Source organism: Leptolyngbya sp. ST-U4, from assembly GCF_039962215.1.
In the GTDB taxonomy this organism is placed as follows: Bacteria; Cyanobacteriota; Cyanobacteriia; order Elainellales; family Elainellaceae; genus Leptolyngbya_A.
This window is the reverse complement of sequence record NZ_JAMPKZ010000001.1, coordinates 1,215,029-1,237,357: the sequence shown is the minus strand read 5'-3', so window position 1 is coordinate 1,237,357 and position 22,329 is coordinate 1,215,029. Positions and strand designations below refer to the sequence as shown.

At 47.1% G+C, this 22,329-nt stretch carries 16 protein-coding genes and 1 tRNA gene; 2 read left to right on the top strand and 15 right to left on the bottom strand.

What is annotated here, in order from left to right; translation table 11 throughout:
- Positions 1–51: 51 nt before the first annotated feature.
- The 12 genes from NDA02_RS05435 to NDA02_RS05380 all read right to left on the bottom strand — a co-directional run bounded on the left by NDA02_RS05435 (position 52) and on the right by NDA02_RS05380 (position 16,143).
- A complete protein-coding gene (locus tag NDA02_RS05435; protein ID WP_348254535.1) occupies positions 52–1,140 on the bottom strand; it encodes a hypothetical protein in 1,089 nt (362 codons plus the stop codon).
- Positions 1,141–1,180: 40 nt separating this feature from the next.
- A complete protein-coding gene (locus NDA02_RS05430; protein WP_348254533.1) occupies positions 1,181–2,437 on the bottom strand; it encodes a hypothetical protein in 1,257 nt (418 codons plus the stop codon).
- The gene (locus tag NDA02_RS05425; protein WP_348254532.1) at positions 2,418–3,233 is read right to left on the bottom strand and encodes a hypothetical protein; all 816 of its coding nucleotides are present in this window, start codon (positions 3,231–3,233) and stop codon (positions 2,418–2,420) included. The genes NDA02_RS05430 and NDA02_RS05425 overlap by 20 nt, the downstream gene beginning before the upstream one ends.
- A gap of 93 nt (positions 3,234–3,326) precedes the next feature.
- Positions 3,327–4,493 carry an ATP-binding protein gene (locus NDA02_RS05420; protein ID WP_348254530.1) on the bottom strand — a complete coding sequence of 389 codons (1,167 nt, stop codon included), beginning with the start codon at positions 4,491–4,493 and terminating at the stop codon, positions 3,327–3,329.
- 61 nt (positions 4,494–4,554) lie between these two features.
- Complete coding sequence (locus NDA02_RS05415; RefSeq protein ID WP_348254528.1) at positions 4,555–5,613, bottom strand: hypothetical protein; 1,059 nt, start codon at positions 5,611–5,613, stop codon at positions 4,555–4,557.
- Between the two features lie 85 nt (positions 5,614–5,698).
- On the bottom strand, positions 5,699–9,610 hold the full coding sequence (locus NDA02_RS05410; RefSeq protein ID WP_348254527.1) for a hypothetical protein: 3,912 nt from the start codon (positions 9,608–9,610) through the stop codon (positions 5,699–5,701).
- Positions 9,611–9,620: 10 nt separating this feature from the next.
- Positions 9,621–10,163 carry a hypothetical protein gene (locus NDA02_RS05405; protein WP_348254525.1) on the bottom strand — a complete coding sequence of 181 codons (543 nt, stop codon included), beginning with the start codon at positions 10,161–10,163 and terminating at the stop codon, positions 9,621–9,623.
- 43 nt (positions 10,164–10,206) lie between these two features.
- Positions 10,207–11,043, bottom strand: a complete 837-nt coding sequence (locus tag NDA02_RS05400) for a hypothetical protein (RefSeq protein ID WP_348254523.1) — start codon at positions 11,041–11,043, stop codon at positions 10,207–10,209.
- Positions 11,036–12,466, bottom strand: a complete 1,431-nt coding sequence (locus NDA02_RS05395) for a GNAT family N-acetyltransferase (RefSeq protein WP_348254522.1) — start codon at positions 12,464–12,466, stop codon at positions 11,036–11,038. The genes NDA02_RS05400 and NDA02_RS05395 overlap by 8 nt, the downstream gene beginning before the upstream one ends.
- 559 nt (positions 12,467–13,025) lie before the next feature.
- Entirely contained in the window at positions 13,026–14,222 is a 1,197-nt protein-coding gene (locus tag NDA02_RS05390) for a DUF3596 domain-containing protein (protein ID WP_348254576.1), read from the bottom strand.
- Between the two features lie 197 nt (positions 14,223–14,419).
- Positions 14,420–14,492, bottom strand: a tRNA-Thr gene (locus NDA02_RS05385).
- 442 nt (positions 14,493–14,934) lie between these two features.
- Positions 14,935–16,143 (bottom strand): CIA30 family protein, encoded by a 1,209-nt coding sequence (locus tag NDA02_RS05380; RefSeq protein WP_242067217.1) that lies wholly within the window; start codon positions 16,141–16,143, stop codon positions 14,935–14,937.
- A gap of 225 nt (positions 16,144–16,368) precedes the next feature.
- On the opposite strand from NDA02_RS05380, the gene NDA02_RS05375 reads away from it, so the two are divergent.
- Positions 16,369–18,864, top strand: a complete 2,496-nt coding sequence (locus tag NDA02_RS05375; RefSeq protein ID WP_190790965.1) for a M48 family metalloprotease — start codon at positions 16,369–16,371, stop codon at positions 18,862–18,864.
- Between the two features lie 46 nt (positions 18,865–18,910).
- Here NDA02_RS05375 and NDA02_RS05370 read toward each other — a convergent pair whose 3' ends face one another.
- Both NDA02_RS05370 and NDA02_RS05365 read right to left on the bottom strand, forming a co-directional pair.
- Positions 18,911–19,300, bottom strand: coding sequence for a hypothetical protein (locus NDA02_RS05370; RefSeq protein WP_190790964.1), 390 nt, complete (start codon positions 19,298–19,300; stop codon positions 18,911–18,913).
- Positions 19,301–19,348: 48 nt separating this feature from the next.
- Complete coding sequence (locus NDA02_RS05365; RefSeq protein ID WP_190790963.1) at positions 19,349–20,377, bottom strand: S-layer homology domain-containing protein; 1,029 nt, start codon at positions 20,375–20,377, stop codon at positions 19,349–19,351.
- Here NDA02_RS05365 and NDA02_RS05360 point away from each other — a divergent pair.
- Entirely contained in the window at positions 20,376–20,576 is a 201-nt protein-coding gene (locus NDA02_RS05360; RefSeq protein ID WP_190790962.1) for a hypothetical protein, read from the top strand. The two genes, NDA02_RS05365 and NDA02_RS05360, sit on opposite strands and share 2 nt — an antisense overlap.
- 21 nt (positions 20,577–20,597) lie before the next feature.
- On the opposite strand, the gene NDA02_RS05355 is transcribed toward NDA02_RS05360, so the two are convergent.
- Positions 20,598–22,181, bottom strand: a complete 1,584-nt coding sequence (locus tag NDA02_RS05355) for a DUF3747 domain-containing protein (protein WP_190790961.1) — start codon at positions 22,179–22,181, stop codon at positions 20,598–20,600.
- Between the last annotated feature and the right edge of the window lie 148 nt (positions 22,182–22,329).

The window sequence follows — 22,329 nt, the reverse complement described above, 5'->3', positions numbered from 1 at the left end:
AAATACCGTACAAACAAAAATTCTGCTTATTTAGGAGCTTATCTAATATAATTAGCTTTTTCTGTAGTTGGCTGCTCTTGATGTTTGACTACCATAGAAAATCCCCTTCCAGTTATCATTATTCTTCCAAAAGAAAGGAAGCGTATTATTTGGACAACTGTAATGGTGGCATGTAAGAGCGCCAGAATTTTTATAACCCGTAGCTTCTTCTCCACTTCTTCTACAGTACTTCAATACAAACTCGTTATATTCCTCTTCAGAAACCCCATATTCAGCCAACTTTGCAAGAATTTGGGACTCTTGATAATGTAACATTCTTGAGAAAAAGAGAGTTGTAGAGCTTTTTACCTGAAAGCTTTTCAGGACATCAATATTATCCATTTCAACTATATACATGAAAACATAGGTGGCTTCCCTCCACTTAGGGTATTTATCAAGTTTTCTATCAATTACCTTCAAACATTTTGATAATTGGTTGCCGGTAGCATTTGTATAATCCATAAAGACGAGGGCTGATGTCTTAGGATCTTGCTTACTTGAAGAGAAGAATTCATCCAATTCCCTAAGCTTTCTTACACTGTTGCAGCTTGCATCTCTGCCTTGAAGCACACTCGTCTCATACAAAGACCACAAGAGGAATTGGCTTTCTACACTGGAATCTTGAGGTTGGGGCAGTTGGGCATAAGTAATTACTTTGTTGCGCAACCATCTTCGAAAATTAACTTCGTTAGGAGCTTCCCCTGAACTTATAAATGCTGCATATATATGTTCTTGATTCATCAAGTAATCATATAAGAGGTCTTGTAATTTTCGCGTAGCGAATGTTCTAATCTCGAGTTCCGAGAAACCTTGAACGAGATCTAGAAGTAGGAATGCTATATTTCTATCAATGAAAGGTTCAAACTGAGCAACCCACTCTTTTACTGATGTTGATGAGAAATTGCCTGCAAGATCTTTTAGCTTAATACATAGTGAATCTATGTCACTAGAAGTGTAAATCTCTTTCAGAACTATATCCTTTCTACGAGGAAGGATTGCAGATAAGGGTTTCCGACAACGTGCTGTAATACTACTCAAAGTTTTACGAGAACGTTGCGAACGAGATGACTTTGAATTATTGTTGCTACTTTCTTGACTCATAACCCCTGTATTTTTTCGTGCTTAAACTAACTCAAAATGGTCAAACTATACTCTCATAAATACTTCTATAGGTTGGATCTTTAAAGGAAAATCTCTTCGGATGTATACCAAAAAATTCGATATTTTTGCTAATAAAATCTTGTGCTGCTGGATCAGATGCATCCAAAAGTTCTTCTACAGCATTTCTTAAACGCCTGATTACTGAATCCTCATCTAAAGACTGAAAACTTCTAACTATACAGTAGTTGCTATACTTTGCTAATTCTTTAAACGTCTTTGATTTCCCACCACTAACAAAAAGAAGATGGAAAAAAGCTTTTACATTATCTGAGAAATTATAGGTCTGGCAAATTTTTGGAAAGAAAACTTGGGCATTATGTCTATATACTCTACTGAAAGTTTCAACTGCATCATTCAAAGTGACAAACCCTCTACTTTCACCAGACGCCCAAAGCGAGTAGCAAATAGCTTCTATGTATCTAGGTATTCCTCCTGAAGCTTCACCAACAAATTTAATTGTTTCTAGATCATAAGGATAAGGATCATTATGTTTTCCTGTTTTGCTTGAATTTTTTTCTATAATGTATCGACTGATCTCATCATCTCTTAAAGGTTCAATTATATGGAATTGAAATCTTCCCTCATAAAGCTGTTGGGCAACAGTATATAATTCAGAAAGGTAATCATCAATTAAGCATGCACATATATTCCATCCCTGCTTAGAAATAAAATTGTCTGCAAGTCCCTGTAAAAAGGAGGCAAAATCTATAACTTCCAACTCGAAACTATTGAATAGAGTCTCAATTTCATCAAACGTAAGAAGTATCAATTCTTTTCTTGCTTTAGCAAACATGTCCATTATGGTGCGATAGTAACTCATTAAGGTTCTGTCACCATAAACAACATTAAAATCAATACCTAATGTTTCTGCAATTTTGTCTAAAATTACTCCAATAACATTATCTAATTGTTCTTGTGGATCAGTGGATCTCTCTATTAGGCTTCTAAGACGTGCAAATTCTATATTTATACACAATCCTCCACTTGACTCAATCTCTCTCTGTACTATGTTCATACGGGTAGTTTTTCCTGCGCCAAACTCACCTATAAACAATAATCTCAACGACTGTCCCGAACTAATTGCATACCTAACATCGGACTGAAGGTTTTGCATGGATTCTGTAAAAATGATTTTTGAGAGACCTTCTTGCCCAATAGAAGATGCAGCATCCCCAGAGCGTATATAAGGATTCTGCATGGGAGTGAGAAATTGTCCGTTAATGTTGAGGTATGGCATGAGTATCTTGCAATTGTGCGTCAAGTATCTTCAAAAAACCGTACTGAACTCCCTGAATCTCAAACAACTTGATATTCAAATTCTTTGCATGAGAGGGTTTTGTAACCTTAAGATCTATCCTGTGTGTGGATTTTAGTTGAAAAAGATGTTTCTTGAATTGTTCTTCTTCATAACCTTCGCTTCTGCTAATTAGCTTTTCATAAACTTCACCAATTTTAATAAGTTCAAAATGTTTCTCGATCTGAAAGTTCTCTAGAATAAACCTTAGTAAATTAAGATAGTTGTCAATCTGAATGATTTCTCGATAAAAGATATCAAGATAGCCAACGCCCGGATTTCCAACGAATTCATAACCACAGTTTTTAATCAGTAAATCTTGAAGCTTTTTGGGGTTTGGTATATCATCAATATCAAAAATAGCTTTTAACTTATTGATGTCTTCTGTATACAACTTAACTAGACTGGAATTTCTTGAACAAAAGCTTGTTAGCTGCTCATTAAATAATGAAATTGAAGGGGCTTTCAGTATTCTCTCTAAAGCTCCAATTGCTTCATACTTTTCTTTCCCAAAGAGCGAGATTGTTCTCAAGGGAGGTAGCTCAGAATAAAAGCTGTTTCTCTGCTTAAAAAGGTCTAAAATATAAAAACCTTTCAAGTAATTAGCTATTGTACTTGGTGATTTAGGCTGACCTTTGGTTTTGCCTTGGTGGCTCACTAGTTTACCTTTGAGATCTAAGATTACCTGTCCAATTGAACAACCGCTATTGTCAGATATAGCTTGTACGATTGTTCTCATGTCTTCAGGATGTTCCTTCGGTAAATGAAACTTAGGAATTATCTTGTTGCCCATATTCCAATTAAATATTTCCCAAAATCTGCCTTAAAGAAATCATTTCAACTCAGCACCTCCATGACGCGATCGCCTCGGTCTAACCTGAACTACCCTTACCAACTCCTCTTCATCGTCCACTAATAGAGCCTCACCCCGTCGATCGATCTGCCGGAGATACTGCTTTAACTCGCTTGCCATGTAATTGTGGCTCAAACGGTTTAGGGCATCTACATCATCGCTTGTTGTTACCTTATGAGCTAGAACCAAGTCGCACTGAGACAATAGTTCTCGGTCGATCGCAGCGGGTTGCTGAGTTGCTGCAACCAAGGACAACCCCGGTTGCCTTCCTTCCTTAACCCATTGAATTAGAGACTCCTTCGAGAGGGAAGCTCTACCAGAAGGGACAAACTCCTGAGCTTCGTCGATCGCCAGCCATACCTTGGGTACTCCCGTTGGCAGACCCAATTCTTCTTGGAGCCGTGCTTGGCTGCGTTTACGAAACAAGTCTTGGGTCAGGATGAGAACCACTAGGTTGCGAAGTCCAAACCGAGAGGAGCCGAGAACTCCTACATCAATGACATTCACAGCCCGAACATCAAAAATCTCCGTAACCTCCTTGTAGTAGCTGGAGAATAAATCCCACTCATCTAGAGCTACCTCCAATCTTGCCAGCAGCGCCTCGGTCGTTGTCTCCTTACTACGACTAGATTTTTTGACCTTCTCAATCAAATCCTCAAGGGAAAAATTAACGCCTTCCGAATGCCGCAACTGGCTAACGCTTCGGTAGAGTGCCAAGCCCATTGGTTCGGTCAGCGAGAGGTCAAAGAGATCTAGCCAGGTATCAGGGGTCAGGTCGCCTGGATTTATCCGAAACGACTCGACCTGAACTCCCTGAGATTTCAAGGCATCAATGACCTTCTCCCCGTATCGCTTAATTGGATCGCCTGGAATCAGTAAGCGAACTGGAACTGACCGAGGCGACAGATTCCAGCGGTATAGAGCTTCCTCCTGGTCATCGTTTGGGCGAGACATTGTGTAGAAGTTCCGAAGCGGGTCAATGACGATCACAAGTGAATCCTCTTGCCCATAGAGTTCTTCTAGAAAGACACCCATCGTGTAAGACTTTCCACTCCCCCGCTTCCCACAAATTAGAATTGCCCGTGAGCGATCCGACTCAACGTAGATGGGTTCTTCAGTTTCAAAATCGCGCCCAAGAAAAATCATGAGTGGAGCCAGTAAATGAGGTTGGTTTTTAGAATAAACTTAATTTTATAGTGCATAGATACTAATCCTCGTGAAGGATTCTGGCTTTAAGCAGCGGTACAACGCTCTCTTCGTAAGATAGTCCTCCATGCACTCCCCATTCATTAACATTGAAATTTCTCCGAAGGTTAGGAGATGTCAGAAGACTATAGGTTGAACCCTCAAAAGAAACCTCTAGGGTTTGAGGATTGGGATAGGCTTGCTTGAAATAGCGGGGCGGGTCTGTATGTTTACTTGAGAACTGAACTCTAAAGTCAGTATTCCCTTCTTTCCAAAGAATACCGTGGTCACTAGTCAAGAATACCTGGGCTGATATGCCTTTCCCTTCCAAAAGCTTGAGGAGCGCAGCCCAATCCTGAGTTAAGTCATGAACGTAATGCTCAATGTTCGGGCGATCGCGATGCCTATGGCATAGCCCGTCCAAGCCCTGCCGTACTATTTGGATATAGGTTCCCATCAGGTCAAGTTTCTTCAACTGCTCCAGCACATCTTGGAAAGAGCGAACCTTGTCTACGTTTGCGCTGAATCGATTAAAGAGATGATCGGTTAGTGCATTATCATCTCTAGCCCAATAGGAAAAACCATAGGTGCGTTCGTATCCTTTGGCAAATAGTCGTTCTGCGAGTGTCGGGTTCCCGACTATTCGCTTCATTCCCTGTTCTGTAGTAGAAGCTCCGTCTACTAACACAGGCTGAGCTTCTATTTCAATGCCCTGCCAATACTTAGAAAAATCTGCCCACGACAGTCCATCCACCAAGATTAAAACAATGCACTCAGCTGATGCTTCCTTAGCGATGAGTTCAGCAATATGGGACTGGCAGAGCAGAGTAGAGCGAATCAGTTCCCATCGCTCCTTCAAACATTGATTCAGTTGGGTTGTAAGAGGTTGATGGTTAATTTTTAACGAGAGCAAGCGATCGCTGTGATTGGCATCGTAACCAAGGGCTAACATTGCATCTAAGCTACACTCGCTTGCTGGGTTATCAAGTGCTGCAACTAATTCCGCTGCACTATCAAACACTTTTAGCTTCAACCGCTCGATCGGCAAAAATGCTAGGGACAGTGGATGCATTTGAGCCATAACGGGTCCTGCCTCCAGGTAATCAGGAAGCTTATCCAACGATACCTCCACCCAATCATCATTCACATCACTGCCCCTCTAAACCCTAATCACGTCTCCGTAAAATGATTTCAATGTGCCCCTTCTTATAAAGTTTCTTCAACTTTTCCCAGAAAGTAGTTTTAGTGTATGAAACTTTTTGACGTACTTGGCTAATTGTTGAACTTTCACCAGGACGCAGGGTTTCGAGAACTACTTTTTCGTCATTCTCCAAATTCTCCTTCTGGAATTGAAGCTTATTCAATTCCTTCCGAATATTTGCCCCTTGCTCATGTAGCTCAAGCAATTTACTAATTTGCTCTTCTAATTCATCTAACCTACTTACAACAACAGGAAGACTCTGACGCTCATTATCTAGCTCAGCTTGCAGGTCTTCAATTTGCCGCAGCTGGCCTGTGACATCTTCTTCCCGCTCTTGAGCTATGAAAGTTAAATCCCTTTCCAAATCCTTCCAACTTTGAATTCTGGAGCTACACCAGTTCTCTAGTTTTTGAAGAACGACTCGACGTAGGCTTTCATAAGAACCCTCAATATCTTCATCGTCAAAACGACAGTCTTGCAGATGTCTTCCGGCTGAATCAACCCGTCCAACTAGCGTTTCATATTGGCTACGTAGCTGATCAAACTTTTCTCGGCGCGATCGCCGTTCACTACTAATTTCTTGCTCTAACTGATCAAGAGGTGCCTTGAGAAGCTCCCACTGTTTGAAACCATCAACCTGATTCTTGGCAAAATGAATTACAACACGATCAAGAAAATCATCGTCATAACGTCTCAGACGGCCTGGATCAACACTCAATCCATCTCGTAATCCTCCTGCTCTTGAGACGATAATTCTCCACTGTTCTAGACCTGATACAAGCGGCTGAAGCTCCGCTTTTTCAGCAGTAAACTTCTTCTGCGATTGTTTGACCTGTTTTAATTGGGTATTTAGAGCAAGTAAATCAGTTTCATCTAGCTTCAACTTACTGGCAAGATTTTTGCAATCCCGCTCTAACTTACTAATTCGCTTCTCTAGCTGCTTACGATAGTCGTTAAGCGTTGGTTCTAAGCCACTGCTACCAAGGATTAACTCCCCTACTTTCACTAAGTTAAAGTCTCTTGTGACATTATCTAATTCTTGTCTAAGCTGCTTCAATTCCTGTTGTAAAGACGAGCGCCGCCCACTACAAAGTCCCTCAATGCGATCGCGACAGGACTGCAAACTGCGTTGCACCAGGTCTAACGCCACCTCGTCATGGCGATTTTCATCCAAATTCTTTCGTACTTGGGCTAATTGAGTATTAATCTCAGCTAACTCAGTTTCACCAAAGACTTGAGAAAGTTGAACTACTTGATCTCTAATTTCTAATAATTGTCCCTCAAGATCATCTGGATCAAGCTCGGCAACTGCCTGACGAATCGTGCCTCTTTGACGATCCCATTCAATGTATCGACGTGCCTCAGCCCATCCCAACGCTTCTTCAAACTCGTCTTCAAGATAACCCTGACGCTTAGCTTCTTTCCAAAGCTCCTGGTAATCCAAAGCCTTTACTTCCTCATTACCCTGATGAGTTTTGATAGGTTGGTTATGTCCTTTCCTCTCTAAGTAGCTCCGGACAAACTCCTCTAGAGGATGCTCAGTGAACTCAACGCAAGATAAATCTTCCCGTCGTCCAGCGATGCTCTCATTCTCAATTAAATGACATTTCTTCAAAGTAGAAAGCAAGTTTGGCAATGCAGAGCCACCAATTTTGAAGAGTTCCTCGAATTCCTCCTTCAAAGCTTGATAAGGTTGTCGTCCTCGTCGAGCCGCAAGAGGAACTTTCCGAAGAGCAAGCTCGTAGGTTTTAAGCGTGGTACGGCTATTAGCGAAAGACAAATATTCAGGGAACAGTTGACGGCACTGGTGCTCGAAAATTGATTCCAGCAAACGAATCTCAGTACCCTCTAAACCTTTTATTCCTTCCGCAAGCCAGTTCTCTAAATTGAATTCCGGTAACAATAGTTGAAGAGAGTAACGTAAACACTCTCGCTGATGCTGTTCCAATCGTTGCTGGTCTGCTCGGCTCACTTCAGGATGTTTATTTAACCAGCCCTGAATATAGCCCGCTAACGTTAATAGTGTTGCAGCAGAACATTGGTCTGGAGCCATGACCTTACGCAACAATCCAAATGCAGTCGGGTACTCCTTCTGAAATGTCCTTCCCAGTTCTAAATGAAAATCTAGTTGACCTGTTCCCGTAATCGCTGCAATCCGCTGTTGTCCTTTCAGTTGCTCTCGGTCATAGCTCAGATAAAAACGCCAATCTAAATGCGTTTCTTCCGGAGACGGAAACTGCATTAACTTTGAGGTATGAGTACCAACACTCACAATTAAAGACCGGTTTGGAAACTCTCCATGATGTCGTTCTGGTGCACCTGTTAAGAAGTTATATGAGCCATAAACTGTGTTCTTCCAATCTTTATAGCGCCACGTCCAGTTTGCTTTCTGTCCAGCTTTGGAAGGAGGTAGCAGGAGAGATAAAACTTCGGTCTTGAAGATTTGAGTTGCAGTCTCTGTCTTCTCCTGAGTTGTCCAGGAACCAAACCAAAGTTGACGGAATCGATTCAGAATCTCATCAAGAGCAGTCAAATTTGTCTGTCTCTCATTTAATGAAACCAGGGCATAATAGCCATCTTGTGGGCAGGTGATATGTTGTCCAATGAGGTTACCGTCTTCTGCCAGCCGCTTTAAGTCTGTTTCTAACCCAAACTCTTTTGCGATTTCCCGTGAAACACCCGCAGGGAAGATCGCCAATAGCTTGATGACATCACGTCCCTTAGATTGCTTCTTAACTGTGTCAATTAATTCAAGGGTGTTAATGGTATTACCAATGCGGTGTTGTTCTGTTCCATATAATCCAATCCATCCCAACAAATAGTCATCAATTAAATCGAGAGGAGTATATGGGCGCTTATTATCCTGTGCAAAATGCACCATGCGCTTGAACACTTCAATTACAGCACGGGGACCATTACTTAGGTCTTTACGATCGCAAAGCTGTCCCAAGCTTTCTAGGGTTGCAGGGTGGGCAATCTTGTCACCCTGAGACTTGTCATCCAGGAATTCTTCGCACAAGTAGCCCCAAAGCTGAGTCGGAAATTCATGGTTATAAGCATCTGCCAATCGCAAAGACACCTTCTGTTCCTGCATCCGATGAATGATGTCCCCTGCCTGCTCCTCAATAACTGATTCAGTTGGATCAGTTGGCATACTCAGTATTAGCGCAACAGGGATTGCCCCCATCCCTCGCATTCCTTTAATTAAATCGCTCAAAATTTGAATTTGGGCACTAGAACCTTCCTCGGTTCGGACGAATTCTTGGCTTTCATCTGCAAATACAGCCAAACCTACAAAGCCCGCTTCTTTCAGAACTGGAACACTCTCACGCCAAAAACTGAGTAAGCTATCAGCGTTGATAGCTTGCTGATAGTTCACCAAACGGCTGACAATCTTGAGAGCTTTTGATTCAGAGATATTGTCTTCCTTAGCAATCCGAGCGGCGATCGCTTCCTGCGATTTCAATGCATAAGTCTGGTACAGCTTGTCTACCTGAGTGATTAAGTCAGGACGGCTGTGTGTGAGACATTTTTTCATCCACCCATAGCTAGCAATCATGAGATCGCCAATTTCTCTAAATTTGAAGGGCGGTACAGCAGCTATCTGTTTTTTCTGGCATTCATGCCACAAATAAACTAGAGTGGCTGTTTTACCATAGCCGTAGCCCGCACTCAAATAGCCATTAACAGGTCTACCTTTCCGAATCTCGCTGATTAACCGATCCTTAAGATCCTTTACACGCTCAATTGGGTTGTACGTCTGGGCATAAACTTCATATCCACTCTCTACCGCTTCTGGGTCTGTCTCAAGCTGAGCAGGGGTGACAGTATCTAGAATCGATTTAATTGCATCTAACTGTTCTAGCAATCGCTTCATATTAAGCTAATTATCTCCCTGTCAGATTAAGCGAGTTAAGGACTATTTCCCGTAAAGCCATATGTAAATTTAAGTTCTCAGTAGCCTCCTGAAGTTCCTGAACGGGGATAGCAATACTTTCCCAATTCTGGCGGATTTTTTCCAAGTCTCGCTTCGTTAAAAATAGTTGACAAATTGGAATTTGGTCGGCTACGGGTTCGTCTGAGACGAAAATAACTTTCCTGCACCCAAACTGGCGACATTGGGTAAGGGTTGCGCGGATTGCTGAACGTTCTGGTGAATGAGGATCAGCGATCGCCACCGTATTTTCTGCTACAGACTGCTCTACTATCTGCTTTGGCTGTGTCAGGAAGCAGACAGGGCCAGGCGTTTCTTTCGCCAACACCCAAGTCATAAAGGTCTTGCCGGAACCAGAGGATCCACACAAGTTAATCGCATCTTGAAAGACAAGCAGATTTTTGAGGCGGGTATAGGCTTGCTCCTGTGAAGGACTCAACCATTCCCGCCTAAAGCGATGGTAAATACGGTTACGGAACTCAACCAGACGGCTCATAAACCTTAGAATTCCCATAGAGCGACATTAATAGGACAAGCCGTCAGGTGATAAGTTCAAGCCAATCAACAGGTTTGTTCAACATTACCCATTGACCATAGCCTCCCTCATACCCCCAGTCAAAGAAGCCACCCTCATCGTAGTCATAAGTAGCTTTCGCATTGTCTAGTACGCCTGGAAGACCACTAGGATCAAGAAGAAGCATCTGACAAAGCGTGTCTTGAACACTTTCACGGAGAAAAATTTTAACTCCGTAGGTACGATCCCCCTGCTGATAAAGATTGTCTACCGCTTTCACGATCGCTGGGGCTGCACAAAAGTACCGCAGATTAAAATGTTCTGCCTTACTACCACCATCCACAACAGATGGTTCGAGTGCGCGGAGCCAGTTCACGACCCCAGTGATGCTATTGCTACTAAAGGCGATTTCATCTGAGGGTAAGTCAAATTTCTCAGTCGCAGCTTCGATCACCTGTGATACCAGAGAGTTTTTCTCCATTACAGATAAAACCACCTCCTTCCGCTGCCAAAGCTGTTGTACAACGGTGGAGTACACCCAGGAGAACCGCTTATCTGGTTCCTGATAGTGCAGGTTGTAGATCAGGCTATGAAAAAACTCACTTAAAATCGCAGGATTTTCCTGATGGATTCTAGCTGCAACCCAGCCTAAGTTAGTTAATGTAGGGGGATTTTTCTTTGAAAGGATTGAAATACTTCGTAGAAATGGAAAAATCACTTTTTGGAGAACGGATGTCCCCAAACCGCAAGTAACCCCTAATTCGTCTAAGTCTGTTTCCTCTTGGTTGCAAAACTCAACAATTGAGACAACCCTTTCAAAAGTTGTGTTCTGTTGCAGGTGTAAAGTCAGTTTCTTACCCATCGATCTGTTCTAAAGTATCCAACCAAGCTGACAAGTTGTGCATAATGCGGTAGTGGCGGTATTCCCTCAAATCCTCAAGATTCTGACAGAACTTGCACTCGTGCTTCGTTTCAGCCTTAAGTTCATCAAACCCTAATTTAGTTGTTTCAACCCCCCGTCTGACAGTAATTTGGATTTGAGACCGATGTGGAAAGAAAATTCCTCCAAATCCTGCCGCCTTCCACCAGGTTGTACTGTCTAGAGAGTGGGGAACTGCTTTGTAATCCAAGAGGCGGTTTAAGCTATTGGGTCCCCCGATCCCGAAGCAATGAACAGCCATACCGTGTTCAAGAGCCATATCACAGACATTTTGAAATACAGCAAGGCTTTGCTTTGACAGCATGTTGACACTACCATTGGGTCCACACGTACCCCACGAACCGAAGCCAACTCGTTTGATTCCCAATTGAGCGTAGGCTTCAATACATTGGCTCACATGGTTAACCGTTCGACCCTGGATTGGAGCGATTGCTCTTTCTTGAACGTATTCAGGTAAGCTCTCAAAAAACTTCCGGCAGTTAAAAAGAGTTTCTCTAACTTTGTAATCCACAATCTCATTTGAGTCTGTGGACAAAGGAACAATATCTGGCAGCACATAACCGTCCGCCCAAGAATTTTTCTGATAAAAATTCCCTAAGAATTCCAATAGCTCATCGTATGTAAATTTGCCTTGTTGTACTTGATAAGCGCCGCAATCAAACCAGAGCTCTTTAACTCTTTCAAGCTTTTTAGTTTTACTAGAGTGCCGTAATTTATGTAGGTAGTCTGTCGTTGATGGTGGACAGGAGATAGGGGAGTAAATAACCTTCTCAAATGGGTTTCGCTGGCGAGGATCGTTGCCAGAATTCCACCACTTTCGCAACCGCATGAGATCGCCGCCACCCATACTGAGCGATGCAAAAAAATCTGGCTTACGAGGAGCGTCAGGAAGTAATTTCTTCTCCCAAGTAATCAAGCTACGATTTTTGCCAGATTCTACCCCAGTTCGGTTGAAGCCCACCTGAGAGTAAAATCCATTGGCTTTAAGGTCGATTGGGCACTTAAGACGCAAGCGTTTAATACGAGCTTCAGGGCTACGACAAAGCTTTTCCCAATCATTAATTAACTGACGACCAGTCCCTTGATGACGGTAATTTGGTGAAACGCAAAGATGATAGAGAGTAGAGATACCATCTCGTCTGTGATGAAAATGCAGGAAACCTTTACGGGGGATATAAAGAATCTCTTGCTCTTCGATTGCCTTTTCAAGAACTGCTCGGTTGACAAAGCCAAGCTCATGCCGATGGGCATCTGCTAAAGCCTTAATATCAGGCAGGTTGTCCTGCTGGGCAAACCGGACAACCGATTCTTTAAACTGAGTTTGGGTTATTACCTCAGTAATCACGCCGATCCTCGATTTTAGCTTTAAACCTTACGATTGTAGCTTTACTCAAGATCTTTAAACAAATTCTTCAGAGGAAGTTTACAAGCTTTCTAGTTTCTTGTCCTTGTTACACTGACCTAAAGCATTAGAGGTAAAGACAAGGCTCAGCCACTGACCAAGCTAAAACAACAGGCTTCGTGAATAGCTATATCCCTATGCATCCCGTCGTTCAGTATGCGATCGCGCTAATGTCTTTTGTAAGTACTACTTTCCTCCTGAGTTTGCCGCATTTGCTTCTCACGAAGTTGACCATAAAAAGTATGGGGCTGACGCAGGCGGAAAATCTGGCTTTGTCCTGCGCCCTTATGTAACAAGCACAAGGGGAGCTTCGATTCCGGACTGGAGAAGTCACCCCGCCATGTCATCTTCGACGAATCACTGGTCAGATTACTTCTGCCTTACAGTGGCAGAATTTATGCCCTTGAACTCCAGTTGGTCAGGTAACGGTCTGGTTACTGCAATTTAATACAGGACGATCGCTTCAAGGAACGGCAGTTATTTATCGAAGCGATAGTAAAGTTTACAAAATTGGAACTGAGATGCGATCTACAGGTTTTGCATAAACTCGATCGATTATTTCAGCCGAATTACCCACCCATTTGGCAAGTTGAATACTAGCAATATCCCCTTCTCGACAAAGACTACAGAAGGTATGCCGCATTTGATAGGGGTTACGGTATTCAATACCGGCCAATATTTCTCCATTAGGAAGCACTGTATCTTGTGAGAGTGACGCTAGAATTTTTGCCCAAGCACGAGTAGTGAAATTGCTCCAATCAATGAACTTCCCTTTCGGACTAGGAAATACTAAGGATTCTGGGTCACAATTCTCCGGCTTGATTGCAGCAATAATTTCTGCAAGTTGAGCGTTCATGAAAAATTTTCTTAACGCCTGGGTTTTCAATCCAGCCTGGATCACCAGTTTGTTACCGTCGTAAACAAGAACACGTCGGAAAGTGATGACCTGTTGCTTAACATTTTTCCACTGCAAGGCAAGAGCTTCACAGGGTCTGCATCCTGTAAAAAATAGAAACTCGACAAGCGGAGCATATCCTTGGTAGTAGCGATTAGCTTGGAAGGCTGCAATGATGCGATCGCGCTCCTCCTTGGTAAAAGGATAAATTTCCTCTTCCTCTTCGCCCTCAGGCTTTTCTAGCTTAATCTCTGCTGCCATTCCCTGAAACAGATTGGCGTCAATTAGCTCTTTCTTCTTTGCCCACGTACAGCTTGCCGATAGCTGTGTTAAAACTCGTTTTGTGGAGTCCGCAGGTACGTTGGCAACCAACCAATCAAAGATAGCTTGAGCTTCAGTATGTAGTTTGTAAGGGCACCTGCTAATGTGATTTGCTACCCATCCATACATTCTAATCGTGGATACTGACTTTCCCGGCGATCGCACCTCTCTATAGCGATTCCAGATTTCAGGTAATTCCAAGCCTTCGTTGGAATTGGTAGGAGTCGGATCAACAGTGGTTAGAGCTGCCAGAGCTTTATACTTGTCAAGATTATTGGGGTCAAACTCACCATACGCAATATCCCGCTCAACCTCTAACGCCTTGTCTTGCGCCTGCTTACGGTTAAAGGGGCTATCTCCCAAGCCAGTAGACACGAAATGTCGTTTGCCACAAAAGCTAAAAACTAGCTGGAGTCGATTATTGCTGCTTCTGATTTGGACACTACCCGTTCTTGCTTTTTTATGGGACTTGGGAGAATACATGACGTTGGAGATGAGTTGGGCGAGATTTCTAGTACTAGCGTACCCGCCACCTCCCAATTTTTATCTCAATCCTTATCTCAATCTTGGCTCTAAACAGCCCTAACTACCCCTAAAAATACCCAACGCGAAAAAAGCATCGCTCAATAGACGATGCCTAAAACCTTTATGTAGCAAGGGAAGTGCTTATTCTTTCTAAAAGCTGGTGACGGGACTCGAACCTGCGACCGGCTGATTACAAATCAGCTGCTCTACCAACTGAGCTACACCAGCAATTTTGGTATCGTAAAAGTTCCGAAGGGGAGCTTATCAATACAGTTTTACAGTATATCTCACAAGTCGTAGTGTGAACAAGCGAAACGAAATAACCTCAGCAAGTCGGGTAAACTGGCCCGTCGCTTTGTTCTATTCGGTCATTTCCTGCCCTTTGCTCCGAAGCCAGGAAATTTCCTGAGTCTATCTTCTTCCTATCCAGCCATAAGCAACACTGCAATACTCAAACATCCCTTTCTCCGGTCACCTGCTTAGGAGCGTTTTCCAAATCAACCGGAATTCAATGATTCCAGTTACTGTCAACCCTGGTTTCATCAAATTTCTTCTTGATCCGTACCCCAGATCATCAATCAAAAGCTTGCTTCAGGATTTAGCAACTCCGGCAGGCAACATCAGAATTCATTGACTCATTGATTAACTCGATCGCAACAACTTAATTCAGTCAGTTATGTTCCAGCCGATCGATCGCCCTCACCCCATCTGCTGCAATCTTCGCCGCATCATCGCCTTCGGCAGGACGAAGAATCATCACCGGAAGACCGCTCTGGCGCAGCAGAATTTCGGTTTCAGGACTTGGGGGACAGACAAGCACAAAGGGCGATCGATTCCCCTGTTGATAGGCAGAAATCGACTGCACCTGAAGCTGAAAGAAACCGGGCTGGAAGTGGGGATTGAGCGCGCCGTCGTATTCAAATTTGCTGAGCATGAGCTGAAGGGCGCGGATGCAATTGAGCTTCAGTGGAGCATTTGGGAGCGTGCGGGCACGAAAGACGGGAATCAGGGTCGCGAAGGGAATGCGAACGGTGATCCAGGTCTGGGGAATCGTGTCGAAAGAAGCGCAGTGTGCCACGCCGTCCCATTGCGTTTCGCCGCGCAGCATAAACTTATAGCGGTTGCCGTCGCCTTTCAGTTGCAGTTCGATGCCGTCGTAGCTGGAGAGGTCGATCGGCGGTTCCAGGTTGCGCGTTCTGACCGAAGCAAAGCCGCCAGAGTTTGCGGTTGAAACCTGTCCTGAAAATTCTGCTGTGTCGCCATTCAAGCGGATACCGCTCTGACTCACGCCACCCATTACGACATCATCGAGTGCGCCCCAAATTTCCGACAGCTCAGCCTCAGACCGATTCGCCTCAGACCCACTGGCAGACTGCTGGCTGAAATCAAAAATTGGCAAACGCACAGTCGATCGCTGAACTGCCTGAAGCAGGAAACGCACCGTAGGTTCGACCACCTCAGAGTTAGGGGCGCAAATGATTCCTCGAATGTCTGTTAGCAGTTCGGGCGCGGGAGGCTGCTGAAGGTCGAGCGTCACCCACTCCACGTTTTCTCCAATGGGCAGATGCGGATTCGCTGAATCGATCGACCCGGCTCGAATGGGCTTGCCCTGCTGCTGCAAGTGATCAACCACAGCAGTCAACACATCACGGGTTCCGATCGCCAGAATCGTTTGAGGCATCATAGACAGAGCAGGAGCAGTTGGCAGCGAAGTTGGGGTTGGAGAAAGGGTGAGCGATCGGCTATTCACGGTGGGGTCAGGACGACTGCCAAACCACTGCTGAAACCAGTTTATCTGGCTCAAAATGGGCACAACCCCAAAGTAGGACAGCGTTTTCACAAAGCGGTTGAGATCCCAGCTCGGCGATTGACGAGTCATCATCTACCCCTAATAAATGATTGATGCGTGTTACTGATACGTGAAAAATTTGTTTGCCTTTCTACAGCCTAGCGACTTTCCCCGTAAGCGACAGAATCCCAGACAAGAGGGGCATACTCGATCGCAGTTTGCTGTTTGCTGGATTTGGGGCTGCAATAAGCGATCGTCAAGTCTGCTACAAGTAAAGGCTGACAGCTCAAACCAATCTGATAGAGGTGTATTGCGATGAGCGATGCGAAGCAGTTCCCCTCAGGGGGTAATCATTCTGACGCTTTTGAGTCAGGCATATCATCACCGAAGCCATCCGGGAATCTGCTGCAATCTGGCTTGCTGGCGCTGAAACAAAAAGAGTATCGCCGGGCGATCGAGCTGCTTGAAGCGGTGTGCCAGATCCCGATCAGGCGCAGCGATCGTTCTGCTGGAGAACTGCGCAGCAATCGGCTCAAGGCAGAAATGGGACTGGTCAAGGCATACGCCCGTACCCAACAGCTCCAGAAAGCGATCGACCTCTGCCGAACCTTGTGTGGCAGCCCCAATTCCCAAGTGCAGGGTTGGGCAAATCAAATGCTGAGCGACCTTCAACATCGCTACGGAATCGCTGCTCCATCGGTTACCGCTCCATCCAATGTCCCCCTCGCTGAAGAACCAACCGCAGCCGACTGGACAGACGAAACGGGATTTGTGCCGCTTGAGGCGGATACCCCCCATAGCGGATTTAGCCCGTTCGCTGCCGCTGCTCCGGAAACTGTGTCGCCTCAGCAAGCTGATTTCCGCAGGGCGAGTGTTTCAGAGACAAGCAGCGATACTCCGGCTGTCCAGGCTGCGATTTCTCCTTCTCCAGAGCCAGCAGACGGCACAGCTTCAGCGCGATCGGCTCCCTTGTCCCCCCAAGAAGCAGCAAGAGAAGCGGCAACCGATCATTCCAGCAGGAAAACGGCTTCACAGCGCCTGCAAAAAGGGGCGAGCTTGGGAACGGTTGATCGCTCGGGATTTTGGGCACTTCAGGTAGGAACGATCGCCCTTTTAATTGGGTGGCTTTGTGCGCTGATTCATTTCGGACGCGATCGGCTGAATGAGTTTCTTTTGAGCGTTCGCTTTGATTTCTTTAATCTGAGCGTCTGGACGGTTTACTTCGATCCGTTTTGGGGTGTGGTCATTGGGTTGACGGTGCTGTTTTTCGCGTCGCCCTGGCTGCTAGATCTGGTGCTGAAGTATTGCTATAGCATGGAAGACTGGCGGCGAGCGGAATTGGAGTCCTTTAGCCCTGAAGCTCTGCGGCTGCTGAGGCAGCTTACCCAATCGCACAGCCTGCCCTTTCCGACGCTGAAACGGTTGCCGATCGCCGTTCCACTTTGTTTTTCCTACGGCTACTTGCCCCGCAACGCCCGAATTGTGGTTAGTCAGGGATTGCTAGAGCGGCTAGAACCCGATGAGATTGCAGCTCTTTATGCAGCAGAGTGGGCACACATCACACAGCGCGAAGTGGGCATTCTGTCGCTAGTGGCGATCGCTGCTCAGTTGCCTTATCAGGTTTACTGGTCAGTCGCGAGTTGGGGCAATCGTCAGTCGCTTGGAATCTTACAGAGTTTGGCGATCGGGGTGTCGAGCCTGGGCTATGGAATCTACTGGCTGCTTAGGATTCCGGCACTGTTGCTATCTCGAATTCGGCTGTATTTTAGCGATCGAACAGCGGCAGAGCTAACAGGCAACCCCAACGGGTTATCGCGGGCACTGCTCAAGCTTACGATTGGCATGGCGGAAACCTTGGCGCAGCATGGATCAACGCCGCCCCTGGTGGAAAGCTTAGATCTGCTAATGCCTGTAGGCTATCGTCAATCGCTAACGCTGGGCAGTTTGCATCAGCCACCTAAGCCAGATCTGCTGGAGTGGGATTGCCGTCAGCCCTATCGCGCCTGGTTGAATGCGCTGAACGGTCATCCTTTACTGGGCGAGCGACTGAACCGACTCGCTGATTATGCGCGGCACTGGCGGCTCGAACCGCAAATCTCCTGGAAGCCGGAGAAACCTGGCTCGGCGGCACATCCTCGATTCGCATGGCTCTGTTTTGCACCCTACCTCGGCGTTTTGGCTGGGTGGCTCGTGGCTGGGATACTGTGGGCGATCGGCTTTCTAGCAAAGCAAATGCGCTGGCTGGAAATCGACTGGATGTGGGCAGACTGGTCGGTGGTAACAGGCTTGGGACTGCTGGGATTCAGCCTTGGCACATTTTTGCGAATCAATGCCTTTTTTCCAGATATCAAACGCTCTGCCCTGAAGGGAGAAGTTCCACTCGCAGACTGGCTCAGCGACCCGGCTGCACTTCCGATCGATCCGCATCCGGTGCGGCTTCAGGGGCAGCTCTACGGACGACGCGGCATTCTAAATCGGCTGCATCAAGATTTGTTTTTGCAAATCGATTTCCCCCCAGCGGAAACTGCTTCGCATCGCGGTATGATTCGGCTGCATTATACGAGCCAGATTGGTTGGCTGGGCGATCTGCTGTTTCAGGTAGTTCGTCCTGAGATCTGGCTTGCCCCATCCCCTAAAACTGTCACCGTAGTCGGCTGGTTTCGGCGCGGTGTTGTTCCCTGGATCGATGTAGAAACCATCCAGTCGCCACGGGGCACGATCGCCCGCAGTGATCATCCCGTCTGGTCAGCTATTTTGGGAACGATCGCCGCTCTCGCCGGAGCCTATATCATTCTCACCGGAGGCTCCTAAAAAAACCTCAACTCTTACCCTCGGCTCCCCGAACCTCCTCAACTTCCTAATTCTCAGCCAACACTTCGATCGCCTGCCGATACGCCACGATCGCAAAATTCCGCTGCTGTTCTTTCAAGGCATAGAGAATTACATTAGAAAGCTCATCGTTCACGATCGCCCGAATCTCGATATTGGGTTTGATCTGGGTTTCGACCTGCGCCTCGGTGCCGTCCGATAAGGAAGAGCCACCTGCCTCAGAGTTTTCGGGCGGAGTAATGGCGGTGTGGTGCAGCCGGGTATAGCGTCCGCCGCCCTCTACCTGAGTAATGCTGTAGCCAATCACCTTCAGACTTTTAAGCAGTGAAACAATGCTTTCCTGAAGGACAGCTTCGGTAATGATGGTGACTAGCACCGCCGATTCGGTTAGAGAAGAAGCTTGCTCAAAGTCCAGCATTACGATCGCAGAATAAAATTAAGGTCGAACAGTTCAAGGTCGAATAGTTCAAGGTTGAACAGTATAGTTAGACGAAATCGGCGCAACCTGTCCGGCGGAAACGAGTGCCTGATATAAAAAGGCAGCGACCTCGGCACGGGTGGCAGGCTGATTCGGATTCAGTATATCAGGGCTGGGATGGTTCACGACCAAACCTGACTGAGTCGCTGCCGCCGCCGCCTCAACGCCCCAACTCGGAACTTGATCGCGATCGCGGAAAAGCTGAAGGGTCGAGTCAGGATTTGCCGGAGCTGTCAGTTTCAGTCCACTGGTGAGCGCTGCAAGTGCCTGGATCCGGGGAATTGGCAGAGCGGGCTGGAATGTGCCTTCGGGAAAGCCTTTCAGAAAGCCCGTCTTCACCGATGAATCGATCGCGTTGGCTGCCCAGAAGCCTACCGGAATGTCTTTGAAGGCGAGCGAGGCTTGCTGATTAGCCTGCTGGTCGAAGGTGTTTTGAATCAGTGTGGCAAATTCGGCGCGGGTCACGGGCTGATCGGGACGAAACGTGCCATCCTCAAAGCCGCTGATGTCCCCGCGCTGCGCCAATGCGGTAATAAAGGGAGCTGCCCAATAGCCAGAGGGCACATCCGGGAACGAAGCTGCAACCGGGCTGACAGGGGGAGCAGTCTGCGCCGATCGATCGACGGTTTCAGGACTGCGATCGGCTTCATCCTGGGGAAGTGGGACAGGGATGATTGCACCGGGAGTTTGGGGGTCGATCGTTTCCGGTAAAGGACTTGCCGATGGTGCAGGTTGTAGCACGGGTGGGCTGATGCTCTCTCCTTCTGCCGTGGGCGGCACGATTAGCAAATTGCCAGAATCGTTCTCAGGAGTTGAACTGGGTGACTGTTCCCCGGTCAAACCCGGAATTGGAAATAGTCCGGGCTGATTTGCCAGAAAGCTTTCGTTTCCGCGTGTGAGTCCCCAGGCAAGCACTGTTCCCAGGCTGGCAAAGGCCACCAGTACAGCGATAAACTCATCGAAATCCAGTGGGCTTCTACGAGAAGAGCGGGGGTCTGAAGGGGGGCGGGCAGTCATGGCAATCGTTCTCCTGATGAGTGACCCTGCACAGGCAGGCGATTGCCCGTCAGGGAAAACTGCTTCCAAATCGGGACGACAAACCTCAGCGACAAGGCAATATCGTCAGCCTGGAGACACTATAGGCAATATTCTCCGATCGAGATACAGTCTTTTGGCAGATCAGTCTAGCGCAGCTCAGCCAGGATTGAATCACTAGAGTTGAATCAGCGAAGTCAGATCACCGAATTGGCACGATCGTCACAGACAAATTTTCTCCAGCCAGCCGCCGCCGAAGCTGCTCGGCACTGTTTAAATCACGAAATAGCCCTGCCTGAACCGCAGGCTGACCGTTAACGGTCACAATCTGCGTTTGAGGCGCGAGCGATCGAACCCGATCCTGCAATTCAGCCGAATCTGCTGCCACGATTACACGATAGCCATAGACAATTCCGGTCGCCTGTTGCTGTGGTGGCTGAGGAAGGGAAGCAGATTGTGAAGGGGTAGGAGCCGTGGACAGGGGTGGGGGAGTTGTGCCTGGGGTGATCGGGGTTGTGGGAGTCGAGGGAACTGAGGGAGTCGGGGCAGTGCCTCCGCTGCTAGGCGAATTTGGCAATGGTAACGGACGAGTAGCAGTCGTGGCAGGCGGATTTGGCAGCGGCAACGGACGGCTGGCAGGGGTACCGGCAGTGGTACTGGCAGGGGGAGCAGGCGGGGGCGGCACAGCAGGAGTTCCCGCAGCAGGGCGATTTGGCAGAGGCGGCAGAGTGGCTCTGGGAGTGGTGACGGGCGGCACAGCAGGAGTTCCCGCAGCAGGACGACTCGGCAAGGGCGGCAGGGTAGCTCTGGGAGTGGTGACGGGCGGCGGATTTGTGCCTGGATTTGTACCTAAATTTGTGCCTGAATTTGTGCCCGAATTTGCACTTGGCGCATTGCCAGACCCCGCTCCCGAAGGATTACCCGAATTCGCACGGGGTGACTCTGGCGGCGGCACTGGAATTTGCACCGGAGCGGTAGAGGTTCCGGGCAGGGTGGTTCCGGGTTGAGGAGTTCCCCTGGGAGAAGGCTCGGTGAGCGGCGAAGTGCTGCCAGTTGGGGGCAAAAGCGGCGGACGAGAGGGAGATTGGGGATTGGGAAGCGAGGGCGGCAGGATGGGTCCAGCTGTGGCAGTCGGGGAAGTTGCAGCCGCAATCAGCACTGAAATCGGCTGATCGTTGGTGAGATAAACGTGTCCGGTTGACCGCCCGTTGAAGATGCGACGAGACAATCGCCAGCCCGGATCGAGCCGAATTCGGACAAACTCTCCGGGTTGGGGAAGTCCGTAAGTTCTACCGATCGGAATGTTGAGATTGCGCTGACGATTTGAGGCAGCCACCAGCACTAGATCATTGCCCTGCCGCAACACGCGCAAACTGTACTGCAATCCCAGGTCTTCGCCGCCCGTTCGCACTGAGTAAGCATTGCTGTCGTTGCCGCGTCCACAAATTCCTGTGAAATCAAACCGGGTAAGCAGCGGATCGACGATCGTTGGACCTGGACCCGTCTCTACTTCATCCCAGCAGGGGCGATCGTTTTTTACTTGTTCGATGATCAGCAGCCCGTAGCCAATGCGACCTGCCGGAGCTGCAACAATAACAAAGTTCTCTGGATTATTAATTTCTGCTTGCTCAAATTGCACTGCCGAGGCAGGAGTGCCCCAGAGCGGGGCTGCCATCAACAGGAGTGCGAGTAGTCCAAACCGTCTTTTTTTGCCTGTTTTCATGGTGTGTAGCAGCGTGTAGTGTGAAGAGCGAATCCAGGTGATGAACGTTGTGAACTTTTGCAAAACTGACAGCAGCTTCCCCGCTTCAGAAAGATAGCGTATTTGCCGTTGAGTGCCAATTCAGAGGGCCTGACCTACATCAATCTCTAATTTTTTTCTACGGGAACAGTCAAACCGGCTGTGTAGCGTTGCTTTAGTGCCCCAGACGATT

What these genes read in the sequence shown, in the direction of transcription:
- NDA02_RS05390 (WP_348254576.1), bottom strand. Translation starts at nt 14,222, where the DNA reads ATGTATTCTCCCAAGTCCCATAAAAAAGCAAGAACGGGTAGTGTCCAA.
- NDA02_RS05375 (WP_190790965.1), top strand. Translation starts at nt 16,369, where the DNA reads ATGAGCGATGCGAAGCAGTTCCCCTCAGGGGGTAATCATTCTGACGCT.
- NDA02_RS05370 (WP_190790964.1), bottom strand. Translation starts at nt 19,300, where the DNA reads ATGCTGGACTTTGAGCAAGCTTCTTCTCTAACCGAATCGGCGGTGCTA.
- NDA02_RS05400 (WP_348254523.1), bottom strand. Translation starts at nt 11,043, where the DNA reads ATGGGTAAGAAACTGACTTTACACCTGCAACAGAACACAACTTTTGAA.
- NDA02_RS05430 (WP_348254533.1), bottom strand. Translation starts at nt 2,437, where the DNA reads ATGCCATACCTCAACATTAACGGACAATTTCTCACTCCCATGCAGAAT.
- NDA02_RS05420 (WP_348254530.1), bottom strand. Translation starts at nt 4,493, where the DNA reads ATGATTTTTCTTGGGCGCGATTTTGAAACTGAAGAACCCATCTACGTT.
- NDA02_RS05380 (WP_242067217.1), bottom strand. Translation starts at nt 16,143, where the DNA reads ATGACTCGTCAATCGCCGAGCTGGGATCTCAACCGCTTTGTGAAAACG.
- NDA02_RS05425 (WP_348254532.1), bottom strand. Translation starts at nt 3,233, where the DNA reads ATGAGAACAATCGTACAAGCTATATCTGACAATAGCGGTTGTTCAATT.
- NDA02_RS05365 (WP_190790963.1), bottom strand. Translation starts at nt 20,377, where the DNA reads ATGACTGCCCGCCCCCCTTCAGACCCCCGCTCTTCTCGTAGAAGCCCA.
- NDA02_RS05410 (WP_348254527.1), bottom strand. Translation starts at nt 9,610, where the DNA reads ATGAAGCGATTGCTAGAACAGTTAGATGCAATTAAATCGATTCTAGAT.
- NDA02_RS05435 (WP_348254535.1), bottom strand. Translation starts at nt 1,140, where the DNA reads ATGAGTCAAGAAAGTAGCAACAATAATTCAAAGTCATCTCGTTCGCAA.
- NDA02_RS05405 (WP_348254525.1), bottom strand. Translation starts at nt 10,163, where the DNA reads ATGAGCCGTCTGGTTGAGTTCCGTAACCGTATTTACCATCGCTTTAGG.
- NDA02_RS05360 (WP_190790962.1), top strand. Translation starts at nt 20,376, where the DNA reads ATGGCAATCGTTCTCCTGATGAGTGACCCTGCACAGGCAGGCGATTGC.
- NDA02_RS05415 (WP_348254528.1), bottom strand. Translation starts at nt 5,613, where the DNA reads ATGGCTCAAATGCATCCACTGTCCCTAGCATTTTTGCCGATCGAGCGG.